We start from the raw sequence: 18,195 nt of genomic DNA on the forward strand, positions 1-18,195 counted from the left end.
TATATTGATAATTTTTGATATAACGTGATACAATGTAGGCGTAGATACATTGTGTTTACCATATAAAAAAGTTTTTAATATAGATGTGAGGTATAGCCTCAAAGAAAGTAGGTGTTTACTATGGGTTGCGGTAGCAGCAGTGATTGTGGCGGATGCCCATCTCAATCTTCTGGTTGCGGTGGTGGCGCGTCTCAACAACCTCAAGATCTTACAGCTCAATTACACGAGCTTAGTTCTGTTAAACATGTAATTGGTGTAGTATCTGGCAAAGGTGGCGTAGGTAAATCCTCCGTTACCAGCTTGATGGCCATTACAATGGCGCGTAAAGGTTACAAAGTAGGTATCCTCGATGCGGATATTACAGGTCCTTCTATTCCTAAGATGTTTGGCATTAAGGAAAAGGCATATGCTGACGAAATCGGTATGTATCCTGTAAAATCTAAAGGCGGTATTGACGTTATGTCTGTTAACCTCCTTTTGGAAAACGATACAGATCCTGTTTTATGGCGTGGTCCTATTTTAGGTAATGTAGTAAAACAATTTTATACAGATGTTATTTGGAAAGACATCGATTATTTATTTGTTGATATGCCACCGGGAACAGGTGACGTAGCGATTACTGTATATCAATCCTTGAAATTGGACGGTATTATTATCGTTACATCTCCTCAAGACTTGGTATCCATGATTGTTGAAAAAGCAGTTAAAATGGCTGATTTAATGCAAGTGCCTATTATTGGTGTGGTGGAAAACTACTCTTACTTCCATTGCCCAGATAACGGTAAGGATTATCAAATTTTTGGTGAAAGCCACATCGAAGAAATCCTTCAAAAATACGGTCTATTATTGTTGAACCGTTTACCAATTGACCCAACTATTGCAAACCTTTGCGATAAAGGTGATATTGAGTCTATCGAAAAAACAAATTTAGAGGACGTATCTCTACCTGAATAGGATTCATATGATGATGAAAGCTGTGTATTTATAAATGCACAGCTTTTTATCACATCTTTTTATGGTGAATTATGTTATATTTATGGAAGGAAGATAGAATTATATCTTTAATTCTCTTACTACAGATATGCTGAACATAGTTAGTATAGATTTTTATTTTTCTTAACATGATACTATAGGGTGTATTGGCATATATTGGTTTAATTTTAATGTTTTCCTATGTAGGACGTATGTGTATGAAAAAACTATTGAACTGGATCATTCCAGCAGCCTTTGGTTTAGGTCTGTGGTTTGTTCCAACTCCAGAGGGATTAACTCCTCAGTCATGGCATTTATTTGCAATCTTTGTAGCTACTATCGTAGGCTTCATTACTCAGCCGTTACCGATTGGTGGCGTATCTATCGTTGTTATTACTGTTGCTGCATTGACAGGCACATTAAAGATTAGTGAAGGTATTTCAGGTTTTGCTAACTCTGCAATCTGGCTAATTGTAGGTGCTTTCTTATTCTCTCGTGGCTTTATTAAAACTGGTTTGGGGAAACGTATTGCTTATAATTTGATTTCTGCTTTTGGTAGTAGCTCCTTGCGTTTGGCCTATGCATTGGCTTTGTCTGATTTGATTTTAGCTCCCGCAACACCATCTAACACAGCTCGTGTAGGCGGTGTAATCATGCCAATTACAACTAGCTTAGCAAAAGCTTTCGGTTCTGAACCACAAGATGGACCTCGTAAAATTGGTTCTTTCTTGATGCAATCAATTTACCAAGTAAATACGATTACATCTGCGATGTTCCAAACATCCATGGCTGGTAATACATTGGTTGCAGCATTAGCGCTTCAATCTTTTGGTATTGGTATTACATGGGGCGACTGGGCTATGGCAGCTATCGTACCTGGTATTATTGCATTGATTATTATGCCGTATTTCATTTATAAAGTATATCCACCGGAAATCAAAGATGCTCGTGAAGCTCAACAAATGATTCGTGAAGAGTTAAAAGGTCTTGGCAAGATTTCTTTCCAAGAATGGGTAATGCTTGGCGTATTTATTTTAGCATTAGTATTGTGGGCTACGTCTCAATTTACAAAACTTGATGCTACAACTGTTGCATTCTTAGGTATTTCTATTTTACTTGCTACAGGCGTTCTAATTTGGGACGATGTTAAGAGTGAAAAGGGTGCTTGGGATACATTGGTTTGGATGGGTACATTGATGGGCTTTGCCGGATTCCTTTCCAAATTGGGCTTTATCAAATGGGCTACAGTTCAAGTGGGTGGTTATATTCCAGAAGGCTCTTGGGTAATTGCCTTTGTTGTAGCTGTTCTTGTTAATACATATGCTCACTATGTATTTGCATCCTTAACAGCACATATTTCTGCGATGTTCGTAGCATTCTCTGCAATCGCTATTTCTGCAGGTGCCCCACCTATGTTGACATTGTTGATGATTGCATTCACATCTAACTTGTGTATGTCTTTGACTCACTATGCAGCAGGTCCATCTCCAGTAATCTTTAATACTGGTTATGTTCCTCAAAATATATGGTGGAAACTTGGTTTCTTCACATCTGTAATCAACTTAATTATCTTCATGGGTCTTGGCTCTGTATGGATGAAGTTGATTGGTATGTGGTAAAATTTAGTACTGACAATTTTATAGGATTGTAATGGCATGTACTTTAAACCTATTAGACTTAGTGTACTATGCATTTACATCGTATATAAAAAGCCGTCCCGATAGGGGCGGCTTTTTGTGATAAAATATGAGTAGTTAATAGATAATTAATGTAAATATTGTAAAATAATATACATAATAAATTATTCAAGCTAATTGTACAAATTTTATATGATTTGTGCATAGGAGGGACCTATGAAGTTTGATAATGAACAATTATTAAAGTATATTGGCGCTTGTACATCTCCGTATCACACAGTAGATACAAGTTTACAAATGCTATTGGACTCAGGATTTACAGAGCTCAGTTTAGAAGATGAGTGGCAGTTAGACTCTGGTTCTTATGTAGTTAACGTGTTCGGCACCACCTTATTTGCCTTTCATATAGGGAAGAAACCAGAACATACATTACGTATTGCGTCGGCTCATACAGATTTTCCTGCTATTCGTGTTAAACCAAACCCTATAACCTCTATGAAAGGATACACAAAGTTAAATGTAGAAATGTATGGCGGTCTTATAGAAAATACATGGCTTGATCGTCCATTAGGTGCAGCAGGTACGGTTGTGTTAAAAGGAAAAAATGCCTTTGACGTAGATTCTGTTCTAGTCGATACAAAACGGCCTATCGCTATTGTTCCAAACCTAGCTATTCATATGAATCGCTCTGTTAATGATGGGGTTAAACTAAATCGTCAAAAAGAAATGCTTCCTATATTGATGATGGAACGTAATAATGAAGATAATCCTACAAAACCTTTAAATAATAGAAATAATCCAAGTTTATTTTCAGAATCAGATACTCAATACGATGAGTGGACAAAGTTTTTAGCTGATGAAGTAGATTGCGATCCTTCCGAAATATTATCTTATGAAATGACTTTATATCCTACGGAACAAGGCTGTGTACTCGGTACGGAAGGTGATTTCATTAGCTCACCTCGTTTAGATAATTTAACATCTTGCTTTAGTGTATTATCTGGTATTATTCAAGCCAAAAAAATGAATGTTAATGGTGTTCGCTGTGCTATACTCTTTGATAACGAAGAGGTGGGCAGTCGTACGAAACAAGGTGGGGCTGGCATGATATTACCAAATCTCGTTAAACGCGTGTATGACGCATTAGGATATTCTAATCAAGAGATGGACAGCTTTATCTCTAAAGGCTTTATGATTTCCTCCGATGTAGCACACGGATTACACCCAAACTATCCAGAGAAAAATGACATTACGAATATTCCTGTACTTAATAAAGGGCTATCCCTTAAGATTGCATGTAGCCAATCTTACGCTGGGGATGCTAAGGCCATTGCTATCGTTAAAGGCCTTTGTGAAGAAGCGGATGCACAGTATCAGATTTATGTAAATCGTTCGGATATTCCAGGTGGATCTACAGTAGGTTCCATTTCATCAGCTATGTTACCAATGCGTACTATTGATGTAGGCTTGCCTCTTTTAGCAATGCATTCAGCTAGAGAATTGATGGGGGCAGCTGATCAAGAGCAATTAAATCGATTAATGAATCATTTTCTAGGTGGTAAGTAATATAAAATGGAATTTATTCGATGTGCATTATTGAAAGACATATGATTTTTTGTAATGAACAGTAAAAAATATATTTTATACTTTCATAATTGGTATAATCCTTTAAATATAATGAAAATATTGTATAATAAGTATATATTATTATGAATATAAAACCTCATCATAAATTTTGATGAGGATTTCCTCAATATTGATTTATCTATAAGTATAGGAAATATTCATATATTAATAAAAATGAAAGCTGATAGTTCACATTTGTGGAAGCTAGTAGGAGGCAATACATGAGAAAAATTAAATCCGTATTGGTTGCCAACCGTGGAGAAATTGCGATCCGCGTGTTCCGTGCATGTAATGAAATGGGAATTAAAACTGTAGCCATTTACTCTAAAGAGGATACATTATCCTTGCACCGTAACCAAGCCGATGAAGCCTATCTCGTAGGGGAAGGTAAAAAACCAGTTGACGCATATCTTGATATTGAAGATATCATCCGTATTGCAAAAGAACATGACATCGATGCTATCCATCCAGGTTATGGCTTCTTATCTGAAAATGAAGGCTTTGCTCGTCGTTGTGAAGAAGAAGGAATTATCTTTATTGGGCCTAAAATCAAGCATTTGAATATGTTTGGTGATAAAGTAAATGCTCGTGAGCAAGCTAAATTAGCAAAAATTCCGATGATCCCAGGTTCTGATGGGGCTTTAAAAGATTATGCTCAACTAGAAGAATTTGCTGATACACATGGTTTTCCATTGATGATTAAAGCCGTTAATGGCGGCGGCGGTCGTGGTATGCGTGAAGTTCATCATAAAGAAGATCTTCGAGATGCATATGATCGTGCTAAATCTGAAGCGAAAGCTGCGTTTGGCGATGATGATGTATATGTAGAAAAACTTATCGTAGAGCCTAAACATATTGAAGTTCAAATCTTAGGTGATGAACATGGCAATGTAGTTCATTTGCATGAACGTGATTGCTCTGTTCAACGTCGTCACCAAAAAGTAGTTGAAATGGCGCCAGCCTTTGCGTTATCATTAGAAACTCGTAAAGCTGTATGTGATGCTGCCGTTAAAATCATGAAAAATGTTGGCTACGTGAATGCAGGTACTGTAGAATTTTTGGTAACTGCTGATGGTAGCTTCTACTTTATCGAAGTTAATCCACGTATTCAAGTAGAGCATACTGTAACAGAAATGATTACAGATATTGACATTGTTCATGCTCAAATTAGAATCGCTGAAGGCTTTAGTTTACATAGCCCTGAAGTAGGTATTCCTGAGCAGGATAAAATTCCTTGTAAAGGCACTGCTATCCAATGTCGTATTACCACAGAAGATCCTAAAAACAACTTTATGCCTGATACCGGTAAAATCTTAGCGTACCGTAGCTCTGGTGGTTTTGGTATCCGTCTTGATTCTGGTAATGCTTTTACAGGTGCCGTTGTAACACCTTACTATGACTCCTTGCTTGTGAAAGCGACAGCATTTGGTCCTAACAACGAAGAAACTATTCGTAAAATGCTTCGTTGCTTAAAAGAGTTCCGTATTCGCGGTGTAAAAACAAATATTCACTTCTTGATTAATGTATTGGAACATCCTGAATTCCAAAGTGGTTCTTACAATGTAAACTTCATTGAAGAACATCCTGAATTATTCGAATTGAAACCAGATCGTGACCGTGGTACTAAATTATTACGTTACATTGCTGATGTTACAATTAATGGCTATTCTGGTGCAGGGGCTCAAGAGGTTCCTGACTTTGAACCGATTCAAATGCCATCTACTTTGGATGTAAGTCCAGCATCTGGTACAAAACAAAAATTTGATGAACTTGGACCAGATAAATTCAGTAAATGGTTATCGGAACAAAAACAAGTATTCTTCACTGATACCACTTGGCGTGATGCCCATCAATCCTTGTTTGCTACACGTCTTCGTACAATCGATATGGCTCGCGTAGCTGGTCATGCTGCAAAAGGTGTACCTAACTTATTCTCCTTAGAATGTTGGGGGGGTGCTACTTTTGACGTATCATACCGATTCTTACATGAAGATCCGTGGGAGCGTTTGCGCATGTTCCGTCGTGAAGTGCCAAATACATTGCTTCAAATGCTTCTTCGTGGTGCAAATGCCGTAGGTTACACATCGTATCCAGACAACGTAGTTCGTCAATTCATTCAACGGGCTGCTGCTAATGGTATTGATGTATTCCGCGTATTTGATAGCTTGAATAGTCTTGATAATATGCATGTTGCTATCGATGAAGTGCGTGCACAAAATAAAATAGCTGAAGTTGCATTGTGCTATACTGGCGATATCCTTGATGGTGCTCGTACAAAATACAACTTGGACTATTATGTAAATATGGCAAAAGAGCTTGAAAAAGCTGGTGCCAATATTATTGCCATTAAAGATATGGCCGGCCTTTTAAAACCACAAGCTTCTTATAACTTGGTATCTGCCTTGAAAGATGCTGTCTCTGTTCCAATTCACTTGCATACTCATGAAGGCTCTGGCAACTCTATCTATACATATGGCCGCGCTGTAGATGCTGGTGTTGATGTAATCGACTTAGCGTACTCTGCTTTTGCTAATGGTACTTCTCAACCTAGCATGAATTCCATGTACTATGCATTGTCTGGTCATGAACGTCAACCAGAAATGAACATCGACTATATGGAAGAAATGTCTCATTATTTTGGTAGTATCAGACCATATTACAAAGGTGTAGATAAAGCAGAAGCATATCCTAATACTGAAGTATATCAACATGAAATGCCAGGTGGACAATACTCTAACTTGCAACAACAAGCTAAAATGGTAGGGCTTGGTGATCGTTGGACAGATATTAAGAAAATGTACCACCAAGTAAACATGATGTTTGGTGATATCATTAAAGTTACACCATCCTCTAAAGTGGTAGGGGATATGACATTGTACATGGTACAAAACAACTTAACTGAAAAAGATATCTACGAAAAAGGCGATGTATTGGATTTCCCTCAATCCGTAGTTGAATTCTTTGAAGGACGTCTTGGTACTCCATATCAAGGCTTCCCTGAAAAATTACAAAAAATCATCTTGAAAGGTGCTCGCCCAATCACAGTTCGCCCTGGTGCTGTATTACCTCCAACAGATTTTGAACATATTCGTCATGAATTAAGCGAAATGGGAGCCCAAACAACTGATGAAGATATTAGTGCATATTGCTTGTATCCTAAGGTTTACCAAGATTACAATAAATTTGTAAAAGACTTTGGTGATGTATCTGTATTAGATACTCCAACATTCTTCTTTGGTATGAAACGGGGCGAAGAAATTCAAGTAACCATTGAAAAAGGTAAAACACTGATTATCAAGATGAATGGTTTCTCTGAACCTGATGAAGATGGTAATCGCATCGTATTGTTCGAGTTTAATGGTCAACCTCGTAGCATTAAGGTTCATGATAAACATGCTAAGACAACTGGTGTTGTTCGTCGCAAAGCGGATGAATCTAACCCTGGTGAAATTGGTGCTACATTGTCTGGTTCCGTTGTTAAGATCCTTATTAAGAATGGTCAATCTGTAACTAAAGGTGAACCATTGATCGTTACAGAAGCAATGAAAATGGAAACAACAATTACAGCTCCTATCGACGGTATCGTAGAAGAAATCCTTGTACGTGAAGGTAGCCGTATCGAATCTGGTGACTGCTTGCTTCGTATTGAAGATGCTTTAAAACGATAAGCTAACAATCATTTAAAATTAAAAATATTATTTCTCAAGTATTTCATAAGATGAAAAATTGAAGAATAATGGAAGAATCCCTAGGAAATCCTAGGGATTCTTTGTATTTTCAAGGGTTTCATGGTACTATATAATATAGAGAAAATGGGCGTATTATGCGTTATTTTAGAATGATTAGTAGAAAAGGAGTAGTAACAGATGAGATGTCCTTATTGCCAACACACAGACACGAAGGTAACAGACTCTAGAACGACTGATGAAGGTAATAGTATTCGCCGTCGCCGTGAATGTATCAATTGTGGCCGTCGCTTTACTACCTATGAAATTATAGAAGAAGTACCACTAATGGTATTGAAGAAAAATGGACGACGTGAATTATTTGACCGCGGTAAGCTCCTGAATGGGTTATTGCGCTCGTGTGATAAGCGTACAGTTCCTATGTCCGTGATGGAGCAAGTAGTTAATGATGTAGAGCGTGACATTCGAAATGAAATTAACCAAGAGGTTACAACTGATCGCATTGGTGAGCTCGTGTTACAACAACTTAAAGACATAGATCAAGTTGCATATGTTCGTTTTGCCAGTGTATATCGTAAGTTTGATAATATTGATAGCTTTATGGAAGAGTTAAAAGCTCTGAAGAAGTTAGACGCTAAAAAGCCAAAACGCAAACCTGTCGTAGAAGAATAATTGATTCTGTATTACTGATTGGTTATACATAGTTTTGAAATTAGCGATGTGTGAGGCTTTATGATAGATTTACATTGTGATACGATGATGCAATTGCTAGATCATCCTCATAGTGGTGATTTATATTGTAATACTTGGAAAATAGATATAGAAAAATTACAAAAGGCTCATAGCAAGATACAAGACTTTGCACTCTTTATTAATATGGGTGAGACGAATGACCCTTATGGCCGCTATGAAGAGATGCGTAATTTGTGTGTATCACAAATTCATCACTATGGAGAGCACATACAACATGTGCTCTCTTATCAAGATGTAGAGTCTGTATACAAGACTGGTAAGATTGGGGCACTTATGTCTATTGAGGAAGGTGGCGTACTAGGTGGCGATTTAAATAAACTTAAACAAGCTTACCAAGATGGAGTCAGACTTATAACGCTAACATGGAACTATCCAAATGGACTTGGCGAGCCACATTGTGGTGAGCAACATAAAAAATTAACATCTAAAGGTGTTGAATTTGTAGAAGCTATGCAAGAGTTAGGGATAATTGTTGATTGCTCTCATCTTAACGATGCTGGTACAGAGCAATTAGGGGATATTCTAGAGGTTCCTTTTATAGCATCTCATTCAAATGCACGGGAAGTTCGGGCTCATATGCGAAATTTGCCAGATAATCTTATTAGACTTATCGCTAATAAGGGAGGTATTATAGGACTTAATTTTGCACAGAATTTTCTCGGCACATCGCCAATTAGTCGCATTGAAGATATTGTTAAACATGGTCTATATCTCATCGACAAGGGCGGTGAAGATGTAGTGGCATTAGGAACTGATTTCGATGGGATTCCACCCGACACAGAGATTGCAGATATGTCTCAAATGAGTCGTCTTTATGATGCTTTTAAAGAGGCAGGTTTATCTGTGGAACAATGTGAAAAGTTATTCTGGAAAAATGCAGATAGACTATTAAAGGAGATTTTATAATGACTGATTTAAATCCAATCATTGCTGATCGTTTTACAGAGCATCTTGAAGTGTTTGGTAAAACGATGGAACATATGGATACCATTCAAGAAATCGGATATCGCTGTAAAGCGGCTTTAGAAAATGGTAATAAAATTTTGTTCTGTGGTAATGGTGGCTCTGCTGCGGACTCTCAACATTTAGCAGCTGAATTGATTTGTCGCTTTAAAAAGGAACGGCGCTCTCTTGCAGGCATTGCATTAACTACTGATACATCTGCATTAACAGCTATTGCGAATGACTATGATTTTGAATCTGTTTTTGCACGTCAAGTAGAGGGCTTAGGCCGTACAGGTGATGTTCTCATCGGTATTTCTACATCTGGTAACTCCAAGAATGTTGTAAAAGCTGCAGAAATGGCCCGTTCTATCGGTATGCATACCATTGCTTTCACTGGGGAAGGCGGTGGCAAATTGGCCGAACTATGTGATATTACGCTGGCTATTCCCAGTAATGTGACAGCGCGCATTCAAGAAATGCATATCCTAGCTGGCCACATTATGTGCGAAATTATTGAAGAAGACTATTAACCGATAGGTTTTTACTCATAGATACACATTGTTTCAATTAAAAATTTATTTAAATTAGGAACATATGTAATTTTGATAAGGAATAGGTGGATTATGATAAATACTACCATTAGTCAGTTTTTAACAAAGCAACTGCCAAACTTGAAGATTGCCGTTGTAGGCGATGTAATGGTAGACCGTTATGTTTTTGGTGATGTAAGTCGTATTTCTCCAGAAGCACCGGTTCCTGTAAACCGCGTGTCCAAGATGAAAGAGGTCCTTGGTGGAGCTGGTAATGTTGCATCTAATCTGTCTAATTTAGACTGTAAAGTATATCTTGGTGCACTAGCAGGTAATGACGACCATGGCCATTTATTAAAAAATTTACTTGATACTGATAAAATCGATACGACTGGTTTAATCACTAGTGATGACCGCTCTACTATTACTAAGATGCGCATATTGGGTGATCGTCAACAGATGATGCGCCTTGATTTTGAAACAATTACAAATTTAACCAATCAAGAAGAGCAACAATTGTCTGTTTGGTTGGAAAATCTATGTAAAGCGGGGATTGATGGTATTGTCGTATCTGACTATGGTAAAGGCGTTTGTACACCTACCTTATTGAAGACAATCTTTGGTTTGGCTAAGGAATATGGTGTGCAAACTATCGTAGATCCTAAGGGGGCAGACTGGTCTAAATATAATGGTGCTACATGTATTACACCGAATGTGAAAGAACTCGGTGAATGTGTAGGCCGTAAACTAGAAAATGATGATGCTACTATCGTAGATGCTGCTAAGTCTGTACTCGCTACTGTAGATTTAGATTATATTGTAGCTACGCGATCTGCAAAAGGGATTACGGTTATTGCAAAGGATGGTCGTACATGGCATAATCCTGCTACTCAACAAGAGGTATTCGATGTGAGTGGTGCAGGAGATACCGTTGTATCCATGATGATGACCTGTCTTGCAAGTGGTTTATCGATGCGTTTAGCTTTGCATATCGCCAATGGTGCAGCGGGTATCGTAGTATCTAAGGTTGGTACGTATCCAATACATCGTTCCGAGCTATTAGACTTATGGCATTCCTATAAACATAGTATTCAATCTAAACCATTATATACAAAGGAAGAAATGAAAGAACTCGTTTCACAATGGCAAAGCAAAGGTGAGACAGTAGTGTTCACAAATGGTTGTTTTGACATTCTTCATCGTGGACATATCACGTATTTACAAGAGGCTGCACAACTGGGGGATCATTTAATCATTGGATTAAACTCTGATTCATCTGTTCAACGCTTAAAAGGGAAAACACGGCCCATCGTAAGTGAAGAGGATAGAGCGGCCTTGTTGAGTGCGCTGCGATGCATCGATGGGGTTGTGTTATTTGAAGAAAATACGCCGGCTGAATTACTAGCGTACTTACGTCCCAATACTCTTGTTAAGGGTGGAGATTACAAAATAGAAGATATTATCGGACGGGAGTCCGTTGACAATGTAGAGGTTCTTTCGTTTAAAGAAGGTTACTCTACATCAGATATTGTAGGGAAAATAGCCACTATGGCTAAGGAGGGCAAATTATGATTATCGTAACAGGTGGTGCTGGTTTTATTGGCAGTAATATTGTGAAAGCACTGAATGATCGTGGTCGTACAGATATTCTCATCGTTGATGATCTTACAGATGGTCGTAAGATTCGCAATATTCAAAATTTAGAATTTCTAGATTACATCGATTGTGATGATTTTGATTGTGCTATTGCTGATGGTACATTTGATGTAGGCCCGATTGAAGTCGTATTCCACGAAGGCGCTTGTGCAGATACGATGGAATATAATGGCAAATATATGATGAAGAACAACTATGAAGGTTCTAAAAATCTATTCCATTATTGCCAAGACCGCCGTATTCCATTCATCTATGCATCCTCTGCATCCACATATGGTAATGGTACAAATGGTTTCGTAGAAAAGCCCGAAGCTGAAGAAGCACTTAACCCATATGCGTATTCTAAATTGTTATTCGACCGTTATGTACGTAAATATGAAGGTGAATATACAGCTCAAGTTGTAGGCTTACGTTACTTTAACGTATACGGTCCTAACGAAGCTCATAAAGATAAAATGGCTTCTTTAGTACGTCAAATGTTCTACAAAAATAAAGAAACAGGTATCATTAACCTCTTTGAAGGTACAGATGGCTACGAAGATGGCGGTCAAACACGTGATTTTATTTATGTAAAAGATGTAGTCAATGTAAACTTCTATTTTTGGGAGCATCCTGAAATCTCTGGTACTTTCAACTGTGGTACAGGTAATGCTCATAGCTTTAACCAATTCATGCAAGCTGTAATCGACTACAATGGTCAAGGCAAAATTGAATATGTGCCATTCCCAGAGGTGTTAAAAGGCAAATACCAAAGCTTTACAGAGGCTGATACTACTAAATTGTTAGCAGCTGGCTATGATAAAGGGTTTTATAAAATGGAAGATGCCGTTAAAGAATATTGTGAACTATTAGATAATAACGAAGGGTATTTACGTTAATGCGCAAGGTATTATTTTTAGATCGCGATGGTGTTATTAACAAGGATGTTAGTTATCTATATAAAATCAGCGATTTAGAGTGGGTAGATGGTGCAAAAGAGGCCCTTGCTTATGCTCATAGTAAGGGCTATGATCTCATTGTAGTGACAAATCAGAGTGGTGTAGCTCGTGGTTATTATAAAGAGTCTGATGTTCAGATTTTACATGACTATATGGCTCATGAACTAGATCGCAGTGGAGCACCGATTTTACATTTCTATTACTGTCCACACCATAAAGAAGGTATTGTTCCTCTCTATGCAGTAGAATGTGAATGTAGAAAACCTAAACCTGGCATGATTAATCAAGCCATTAAGGATTATAATGTAAATCCTGCAGAGAGTTTCCTTATAGGCGACAGTCAGCGTGATGTTGATGCTGCTGAGGCCGCTGGCATTAAGGGGTACCTATTTAAAGGCTCTAATCTATTGGATTTCATTAAAACAATAATTTAATCATTTATTCCATTTAGTTTATTTCGGAAGAATATATTTGGGTTTGTTGTGTTGTATTTGGGGAGGCTTTATGAAAGATTACAAGAATATACTCATCATCAAGATGAGTTCCTTAGGTGATGTAATTCACGCATTGCCTACCTTGTACGCTATGCGCAAGAATTGGCCTAATGCGCGTATTACATGGGCTATTCATGAGCAATTCGCTAGCCTCTTACCTGGTACACCTTGGGTCGATGACGTGATTATTATCGATAAAAAACGACTCAAAAAGCCTGCTTATTTATATCAATTGCGTAAAGATTTGCATAGTCGTCATTTTGATATGACCATGGACCTTCAATGTATTGCTAAAAGCGCCATTGTATCTTTATTATCTGGTTCACCTGAAAAGTATGGCTACTGGGAGCTTCGCGAAGGAAGTAATCTAGTTAATAAAGCCTTAGTAGGTGAGCATAAATACGACCATGTTATCGAACGGTATCTTGATACTGTACGTGCACTTGGTGGCGAGGTAGAGGAGATTGAATTTCCTATGCCAGCCTACGTTGAGGCTGAGAAATCCATAAAACAAAAGTTGAAATGCCATGGTGTAGATGATGAATATATTGTAGTTGTACCAGGGGCACGATGGATTGTTAAGGAGTGGCCACTTCTTAATTTTGGAGAATTATGTATTCGTTTATGTGAATCTGGTAAGAAGGTTGTTATTGCCGGTGCCCCTGATGACGCAGAGAAGGGTATTTTTATTGAGAACTACGTAAAGAATGATAATCTCATCAATTTAGTTGGATCTACAACAATGCCTGAACTCATTGAATTGATACGTCACTGTCAAATCTTTATTAGTGCCGATACAGGACCATTGCATATTGCAAATGCCTTGAAGCGTCCTTTGATTGCCATGTTTGGCACAACATCTCCTAAGCGTACAGGTCCTTATGGTGGCAGTCATGTACATCTCATTATTTCACCTACTTCTAAGGCTACACCTGAGCAACCACTAGTAGATGATCCAGACTGTATGGCACAAATTCCTGTAGACGCAGTATGGTCAGTGTATGAACAAGTACTTGGAAAGGAACTATAATGGAACTAGATTATAAGCGCATTGTGGTAACCTTTTTAATGCATTTAGGGGATGTCATATTAACGACTCCATTTTTAGAAGTGCTTCGTAAAGCGGCTCCTCATAGTCATATTACGTATGTAATAGATGAAAAATTACAACAAGTCATGGAATATAATCCAAATATTGATGAACTTATCGTTGTAGATAAAAAAGGTCGCCATAATAGCATCTCAGGTCTCAATGAAGTTGCTCATGAAATCAATGCTAAGGGAAAACCTGACATTGTCATTAATTTACATCCTAATGAGCGTACTTCATATTTAGCATGGAAAATTCATGCACCTATCACAACTGGTATGAGCCATTTTCTATTTAGACCATTCATGACAAAGTATACGCGGTTAGATCGTAAAACTCGTCATGCTGCGGACATGTACATTAATGTCCTAGAGCAATTAGGTGTAACAGATACTTCTAACTCTGGTTTACATATTGAAACCTGTGAAGAATGGCGTCGTCAGGCTCAAGAGTTTTACGCTACACATGGATTAACTGATACTGATATACTCATTGGTTTTAATATCGGTAGCGCCGTTCCTGAGAAACGTTGGCCAGCTGAACGATTTGCTCATGTAGCAGATTACTTTGGTCATTTAGGTTATAAGACGGTTTTCTTTGGCGGACCTATGGACCTTGAAATGGTGCAGCCCGTAGTAGAACAAATGGAAACAAAGCCTATTGTGGCTACCGGAAAATTCCAGTTAGGCCCTTTGGCAGCGGCTATGAGCCGTTGTAATCTGTTAATTACTAATGATTCTGGACCAATGCATGTAGGAATCAGTCAAGGTGTGCCAATTGTGGCACTGTATGGTCCATCAAATCCATTCTTTTATGGACCTTATCAAGCTCATGCTATCGTTTTAGAAACGATGGATTCTTATGAGATTGGTAAAAGCATGAAAAAAATTATTAAAGAAGGAAATTATAAAGGATTATCTGTAATTTCTGAAGAACAGGTTATTAAAGCTGCGGAAACGTTGCTTTTAGAATCGAAATAAACATATGAACTATATTGTATTTGATTTAGAATGGAATCAACCCTATAGTAATGACATTAGCTTTATGAAACGCACAAAAATGCTGTTGACAGGGGAAATCATTCAAATCGGAGCGGTAAAACTGAATGAAAAGATGGACATTATAGATCATTTTACGATGTTCATCAAACCTCAATATCTGCCACGTATGCATAAACATGTACGCGAATTGACGGGTATAACCACTCATGAGCTCAATCATGGTGTGCCATTCAAGACGGCTATGCAATACTTTCAAAAATGGTGCGGTGATGAATATATGTTGCTTTCTTGGGGGGCAGACGATATTCTCATCCTACGAGAGAACCTTATGCTCCATAAGATGAAAGCATTATCTTATGACCAATGGGTCGATGCGCAAATGATTTATTCTTATCAACGTTATGGAACAAGTCAGCAGTATTCTGTGGCTCATGCTATGGAGGATCTCAATATATCGACGGAGCACTTATCTGCTCACAATGCTTTGCATGATGCTGTCTTTACGGCTCACATTTGTCAGGCTTTAGATATCGCACAAGGAATTTTGCATTATGATCTAATTCGCAAGGAAAGTAGTAATCCTTTCCTATATCCTCCAATTCTCACATTTTTTATGTATGAAAATTTTTCTGAGAAAAAACGTATTGTTCATGATAGAAGAGTACGTATGTCCTTCTGTCCGTACTGTCAAACCCGTTTAGAAATGACAAGACCTGAACGATTACAAGGGGATAAGCACTTAGCCATTGGAGTATGTCCTAAACATGGCGATTTTGCGGTGCAACTTAAAGTTGGAAAGTATACGATTAAGTCAGGCAGTGGTAAATTTTATGTTACTAAGGTATTAACCCATTGTACAGACGAAATTCGTTCTCTATATACTCAGAAGTCTGAAATCAATCGCGAAAAAGAGCGAAAATATTTAGAGTATCATAAGGCGGAACAAGAAAAAGTCCGCCAAAAATAGTTATGTAAATTCAAGTTCATTTTCTGAACTGTACTATATATTAGGATATGAACTTTTAGAAAGGATAGATTATGGAACGTAAATATGCATGGCATAATTATGATGATGCCACTATGGAAAAAGTATATGCTTTAAGTGATACATATCGTCAATTTTTAGATAATGGTAAAACAGAACGTGAATGCGTTGTGCGAGCTGTAGAATTTGCAGAAGCAAAGGGCTACGTAAATCTAAATGACATTATTAAAAGCAATACGTCAATCAAAGCTGGTGATAAGATTTATTACACACATATGGATAAATCTATTGCTTTATTTAATATTGGTACTGATGATATTGAATTGGGTATGAATATTTTAGGTGCTCATATTGATTCTCCACGCATCGATGTAAAGCAAAATCCACAATATGAGGATAGTAATTTAGTATTTTGGGATACTCATTACTATGGAGGTATTAAAAAATATCATTGGGTAGCTATGCCTCTTGCTATTCATGGCGTTGTGGTAAAAACAGATGGTACACATATCAACATTAATATTGGTGATAAGGAAAACGATCCTGTATTCTGCATTACTGACTTGTTACCTCATTTGGGTCAAGAACAAATGCAAAAGAATGCAGCTAAGGTAATTGAAGGGGAAGCTCTTGATTTACTAATCGGTAGTCGTCCAGTTAAAGACGAAGAAAAAGAAGGGGTTACTAAATTTATTAATAACCTGCTTGAAAAAGAGTATGGGTTTATAGAACGCGACTTACTGTCTGCAGAATTAGAAATTGTACCAGCTGGTAAAGCACGTGATATGGGCTTTGATCGTTCCATGATAATGGCGTATGGCCAAGATGACCGCGTGTGCGCTTACACATCCTTGGTAGCAATGCTTGAGGTGGATAATGTAAAGCGTACTACTTGTTGCTTACTTGTAGATAAAGAGGAAATTGGTTCTGTAGGTGCTACAGGCATGCAATCACGTTTCTTTGAAAATGCAGTGGCTGAAATTTTAACACTTATGGGTAAACCTAATTCTGTAAGTGTACGTCGTACGTTAGAGAAATCTCGTATGTTGTCCTCCGATGTAAGTGCAGGCTACGATCCACTTTATGCATCGGCGTATGAAAAGAAAAATGCTTCTTACCTTGGTATGGGTGTAGTATTTAATAAATTTACAGGCTCTCGTGGTAAAGCTGGTTCTAATGATGCTAATGCTGAGTATATGGGCTTTATTCGTCGTGTCATGGAATCTAACAATGTAACATACCAAACAGCAGAGCTCGGTAAGGTTGATTTAGGTGGTGGTGGCACCATCGCGTACATCATGGCTCTTTATGGTATGAATGTCATCGACTGTGGTGTAGCCGTACTTAGCATGCATGCTCCTTGGGAGGTTACATCTAAGGCTGATATTTACGAGGCTAAACAATGTTATGTGGCGTTCTTAAATGCAGCTGATGAATCAATCTAAGATAATGGGGCTTTCACCAATGGTGAAAGTCCATTCTATGTGAGGTATATATGAAGCAAACAGAATTAGGCGCAGCTATAGAGTCTGCCAAAGGAGAGGCTACAGAGGTCAAGACTGTAAAGGTAGATATCTTTGACATCCCTGAAACGAAGGTTGAAGAATATATTGCTAATCGTGAAGAGGTAGCAAAAGCAGCAGCGCAGGTTATGAGACCATACTGTGTTACTGTAAAACGTGAAACCTTAGATCCTGAAGAAGGGGAAGCAGTGGTTGGTTACTATGTAACGGGTGAAATTCTAATGTGCGTCATCTTGGACCCATTTGAAGTGCCTGTTATGAAGGTAGCTCTCGATAAAGGGACTCTTAAGGACTATATTTTAGCAGCTAATGATTTAACAGAAGACATGTTAGCGTCTCTTGAAAAGTAAAAGGATTTC

15 protein-coding genes are annotated in these 18,195 nt (G+C 37.9%); all 15 read left to right on the forward strand.

Annotated features, from left to right (window positions below; genetic code table 11):
- Positions 1 to 120: 120 nt before the first annotated feature.
- The 15 genes from KHY58_RS00100 to KHY58_RS00170 all read left to right on the forward strand — a co-directional run bounded on the left by KHY58_RS00100 (position 121) and on the right by KHY58_RS00170 (position 18,186).
- Entirely contained in the window at positions 121 to 954 is an 834-nt protein-coding gene (locus tag KHY58_RS00100) for an Mrp/NBP35 family ATP-binding protein (RefSeq protein ID WP_004697392.1), read from the forward strand.
- 236 nt (positions 955 to 1,190) lie between these two features.
- Positions 1,191 to 2,591 (forward strand): anion permease, encoded by a 1,401-nt coding sequence (locus KHY58_RS00105; RefSeq protein ID WP_008600725.1) that lies wholly within the window; start codon positions 1,191 to 1,193, stop codon positions 2,589 to 2,591.
- A gap of 234 nt (positions 2,592 to 2,825) precedes the next feature.
- Positions 2,826 to 4,175 carry a M18 family aminopeptidase gene (locus tag KHY58_RS00110; protein WP_008600727.1) on the forward strand — a complete coding sequence of 450 codons (1,350 nt, stop codon included), beginning with the start codon at positions 2,826 to 2,828 and terminating at the stop codon, positions 4,173 to 4,175.
- Positions 4,176 to 4,456: 281 nt separating this feature from the next.
- Positions 4,457 to 7,903, forward strand: coding sequence for a pyruvate carboxylase (locus KHY58_RS00115; RefSeq protein ID WP_008600728.1), 3,447 nt, complete (start codon positions 4,457 to 4,459; stop codon positions 7,901 to 7,903).
- Between the two features lie 198 nt (positions 7,904 to 8,101).
- Positions 8,102 to 8,593 (forward strand): transcriptional regulator NrdR, encoded by a 492-nt coding sequence (gene nrdR, locus KHY58_RS00120; protein ID WP_004692976.1) that lies wholly within the window; start codon positions 8,102 to 8,104, stop codon positions 8,591 to 8,593.
- 60 nt (positions 8,594 to 8,653) lie between these two features.
- Positions 8,654 to 9,580, forward strand: coding sequence for a dipeptidase (locus KHY58_RS00125; RefSeq protein ID WP_077708347.1), 927 nt, complete (start codon positions 8,654 to 8,656; stop codon positions 9,578 to 9,580).
- Positions 9,580 to 10,149 (forward strand): D-sedoheptulose 7-phosphate isomerase, encoded by a 570-nt coding sequence (gene gmhA, locus KHY58_RS00130; protein ID WP_008600733.1) that lies wholly within the window; start codon positions 9,580 to 9,582, stop codon positions 10,147 to 10,149. The genes KHY58_RS00125 and gmhA overlap by 1 nt, the downstream gene beginning before the upstream one ends.
- Positions 10,150 to 10,242: 93 nt before the next feature.
- On the forward strand, positions 10,243 to 11,721 hold the full coding sequence (gene rfaE1 / locus KHY58_RS00135) for a D-glycero-beta-D-manno-heptose-7-phosphate kinase (protein ID WP_278471425.1): 1,479 nt from the start codon (positions 10,243 to 10,245) through the stop codon (positions 11,719 to 11,721).
- Entirely contained in the window at positions 11,718 to 12,683 is a 966-nt protein-coding gene (gene rfaD / locus KHY58_RS00140) for an ADP-glyceromanno-heptose 6-epimerase (RefSeq protein ID WP_004692980.1), read from the forward strand. Before rfaE1 ends, rfaD begins: the two co-directional genes overlap by 4 nt.
- Positions 12,683 to 13,177, forward strand: coding sequence for a D-glycero-alpha-D-manno-heptose-1,7-bisphosphate 7-phosphatase (locus tag KHY58_RS00145; protein ID WP_105086547.1), 495 nt, complete (start codon positions 12,683 to 12,685; stop codon positions 13,175 to 13,177). Before rfaD ends, KHY58_RS00145 begins: the two co-directional genes overlap by 1 nt.
- Positions 13,178 to 13,247: 70 nt before the next feature.
- Complete coding sequence (locus KHY58_RS00150; RefSeq protein ID WP_278471432.1) at positions 13,248 to 14,267, forward strand: glycosyltransferase family 9 protein; 1,020 nt, start codon at positions 13,248 to 13,250, stop codon at positions 14,265 to 14,267.
- Positions 14,267 to 15,307, forward strand: a complete 1,041-nt coding sequence (locus KHY58_RS00155) for a glycosyltransferase family 9 protein (RefSeq protein ID WP_123137998.1) — start codon at positions 14,267 to 14,269, stop codon at positions 15,305 to 15,307. Before KHY58_RS00150 ends, KHY58_RS00155 begins: the two co-directional genes overlap by 1 nt.
- A 4-nt stretch (positions 15,308 to 15,311) precedes the next feature.
- Positions 15,312 to 16,295, forward strand: a complete 984-nt coding sequence (locus tag KHY58_RS00160; protein WP_341458533.1) for a 3'-5' exonuclease — start codon at positions 15,312 to 15,314, stop codon at positions 16,293 to 16,295.
- 71 nt (positions 16,296 to 16,366) lie between these two features.
- Positions 16,367 to 17,758 (forward strand): aminopeptidase, encoded by a 1,392-nt coding sequence (locus KHY58_RS00165; RefSeq protein WP_278471438.1) that lies wholly within the window; start codon positions 16,367 to 16,369, stop codon positions 17,756 to 17,758.
- Between the two features lie 50 nt (positions 17,759 to 17,808).
- The gene (locus tag KHY58_RS00170) at positions 17,809 to 18,186 is read left to right on the forward strand and encodes a hypothetical protein (RefSeq protein WP_004692986.1); all 378 of its coding nucleotides are present in this window, start codon (positions 17,809 to 17,811) and stop codon (positions 18,184 to 18,186) included.
- Positions 18,187 to 18,195: the final 9 nt, after the last annotated feature.

Source organism: Veillonella parvula (genome assembly GCF_018366295.1).
GTDB lineage: Bacteria > Bacillota > Negativicutes > Veillonellales > Veillonellaceae > Veillonella > Veillonella parvula_P.

Excerpts from the sequence above, each read along its gene's own strand:
- KHY58_RS00170 (WP_004692986.1), top strand. The coding sequence starts at position 17,809 with ATGAAGCAAACAGAATTAGGCGCAGCTATAGAGTCTGCCAAAGGAGAG.
- rfaD (WP_004692980.1), top strand. The coding sequence starts at position 11,718 with ATGATTATCGTAACAGGTGGTGCTGGTTTTATTGGCAGTAATATTGTG.
- KHY58_RS00110 (WP_008600727.1), top strand. The coding sequence starts at position 2,826 with ATGAAGTTTGATAATGAACAATTATTAAAGTATATTGGCGCTTGTACA.
- nrdR (WP_004692976.1), top strand. The coding sequence starts at position 8,102 with ATGAGATGTCCTTATTGCCAACACACAGACACGAAGGTAACAGACTCT.
- rfaE1 (WP_278471425.1), top strand. The coding sequence starts at position 10,243 with ATGATAAATACTACCATTAGTCAGTTTTTAACAAAGCAACTGCCAAAC.
- KHY58_RS00100 (WP_004697392.1), top strand. The coding sequence starts at position 121 with ATGGGTTGCGGTAGCAGCAGTGATTGTGGCGGATGCCCATCTCAATCT.
- KHY58_RS00115 (WP_008600728.1), top strand. The coding sequence starts at position 4,457 with ATGAGAAAAATTAAATCCGTATTGGTTGCCAACCGTGGAGAAATTGCG.
- KHY58_RS00165 (WP_278471438.1), top strand. The coding sequence starts at position 16,367 with ATGGAACGTAAATATGCATGGCATAATTATGATGATGCCACTATGGAA.
- gmhA (WP_008600733.1), top strand. The coding sequence starts at position 9,580 with ATGACTGATTTAAATCCAATCATTGCTGATCGTTTTACAGAGCATCTT.
- KHY58_RS00155 (WP_123137998.1), top strand. The coding sequence starts at position 14,267 with ATGGAACTAGATTATAAGCGCATTGTGGTAACCTTTTTAATGCATTTA.
- KHY58_RS00150 (WP_278471432.1), top strand. The coding sequence starts at position 13,248 with ATGAAAGATTACAAGAATATACTCATCATCAAGATGAGTTCCTTAGGT.
- KHY58_RS00145 (WP_105086547.1), top strand. The coding sequence starts at position 12,683 with ATGCGCAAGGTATTATTTTTAGATCGCGATGGTGTTATTAACAAGGAT.
- KHY58_RS00105 (WP_008600725.1), top strand. The coding sequence starts at position 1,191 with ATGAAAAAACTATTGAACTGGATCATTCCAGCAGCCTTTGGTTTAGGT.
- KHY58_RS00125 (WP_077708347.1), top strand. The coding sequence starts at position 8,654 with ATGATAGATTTACATTGTGATACGATGATGCAATTGCTAGATCATCCT.
- KHY58_RS00160 (WP_341458533.1), top strand. The coding sequence starts at position 15,312 with ATGAACTATATTGTATTTGATTTAGAATGGAATCAACCCTATAGTAAT.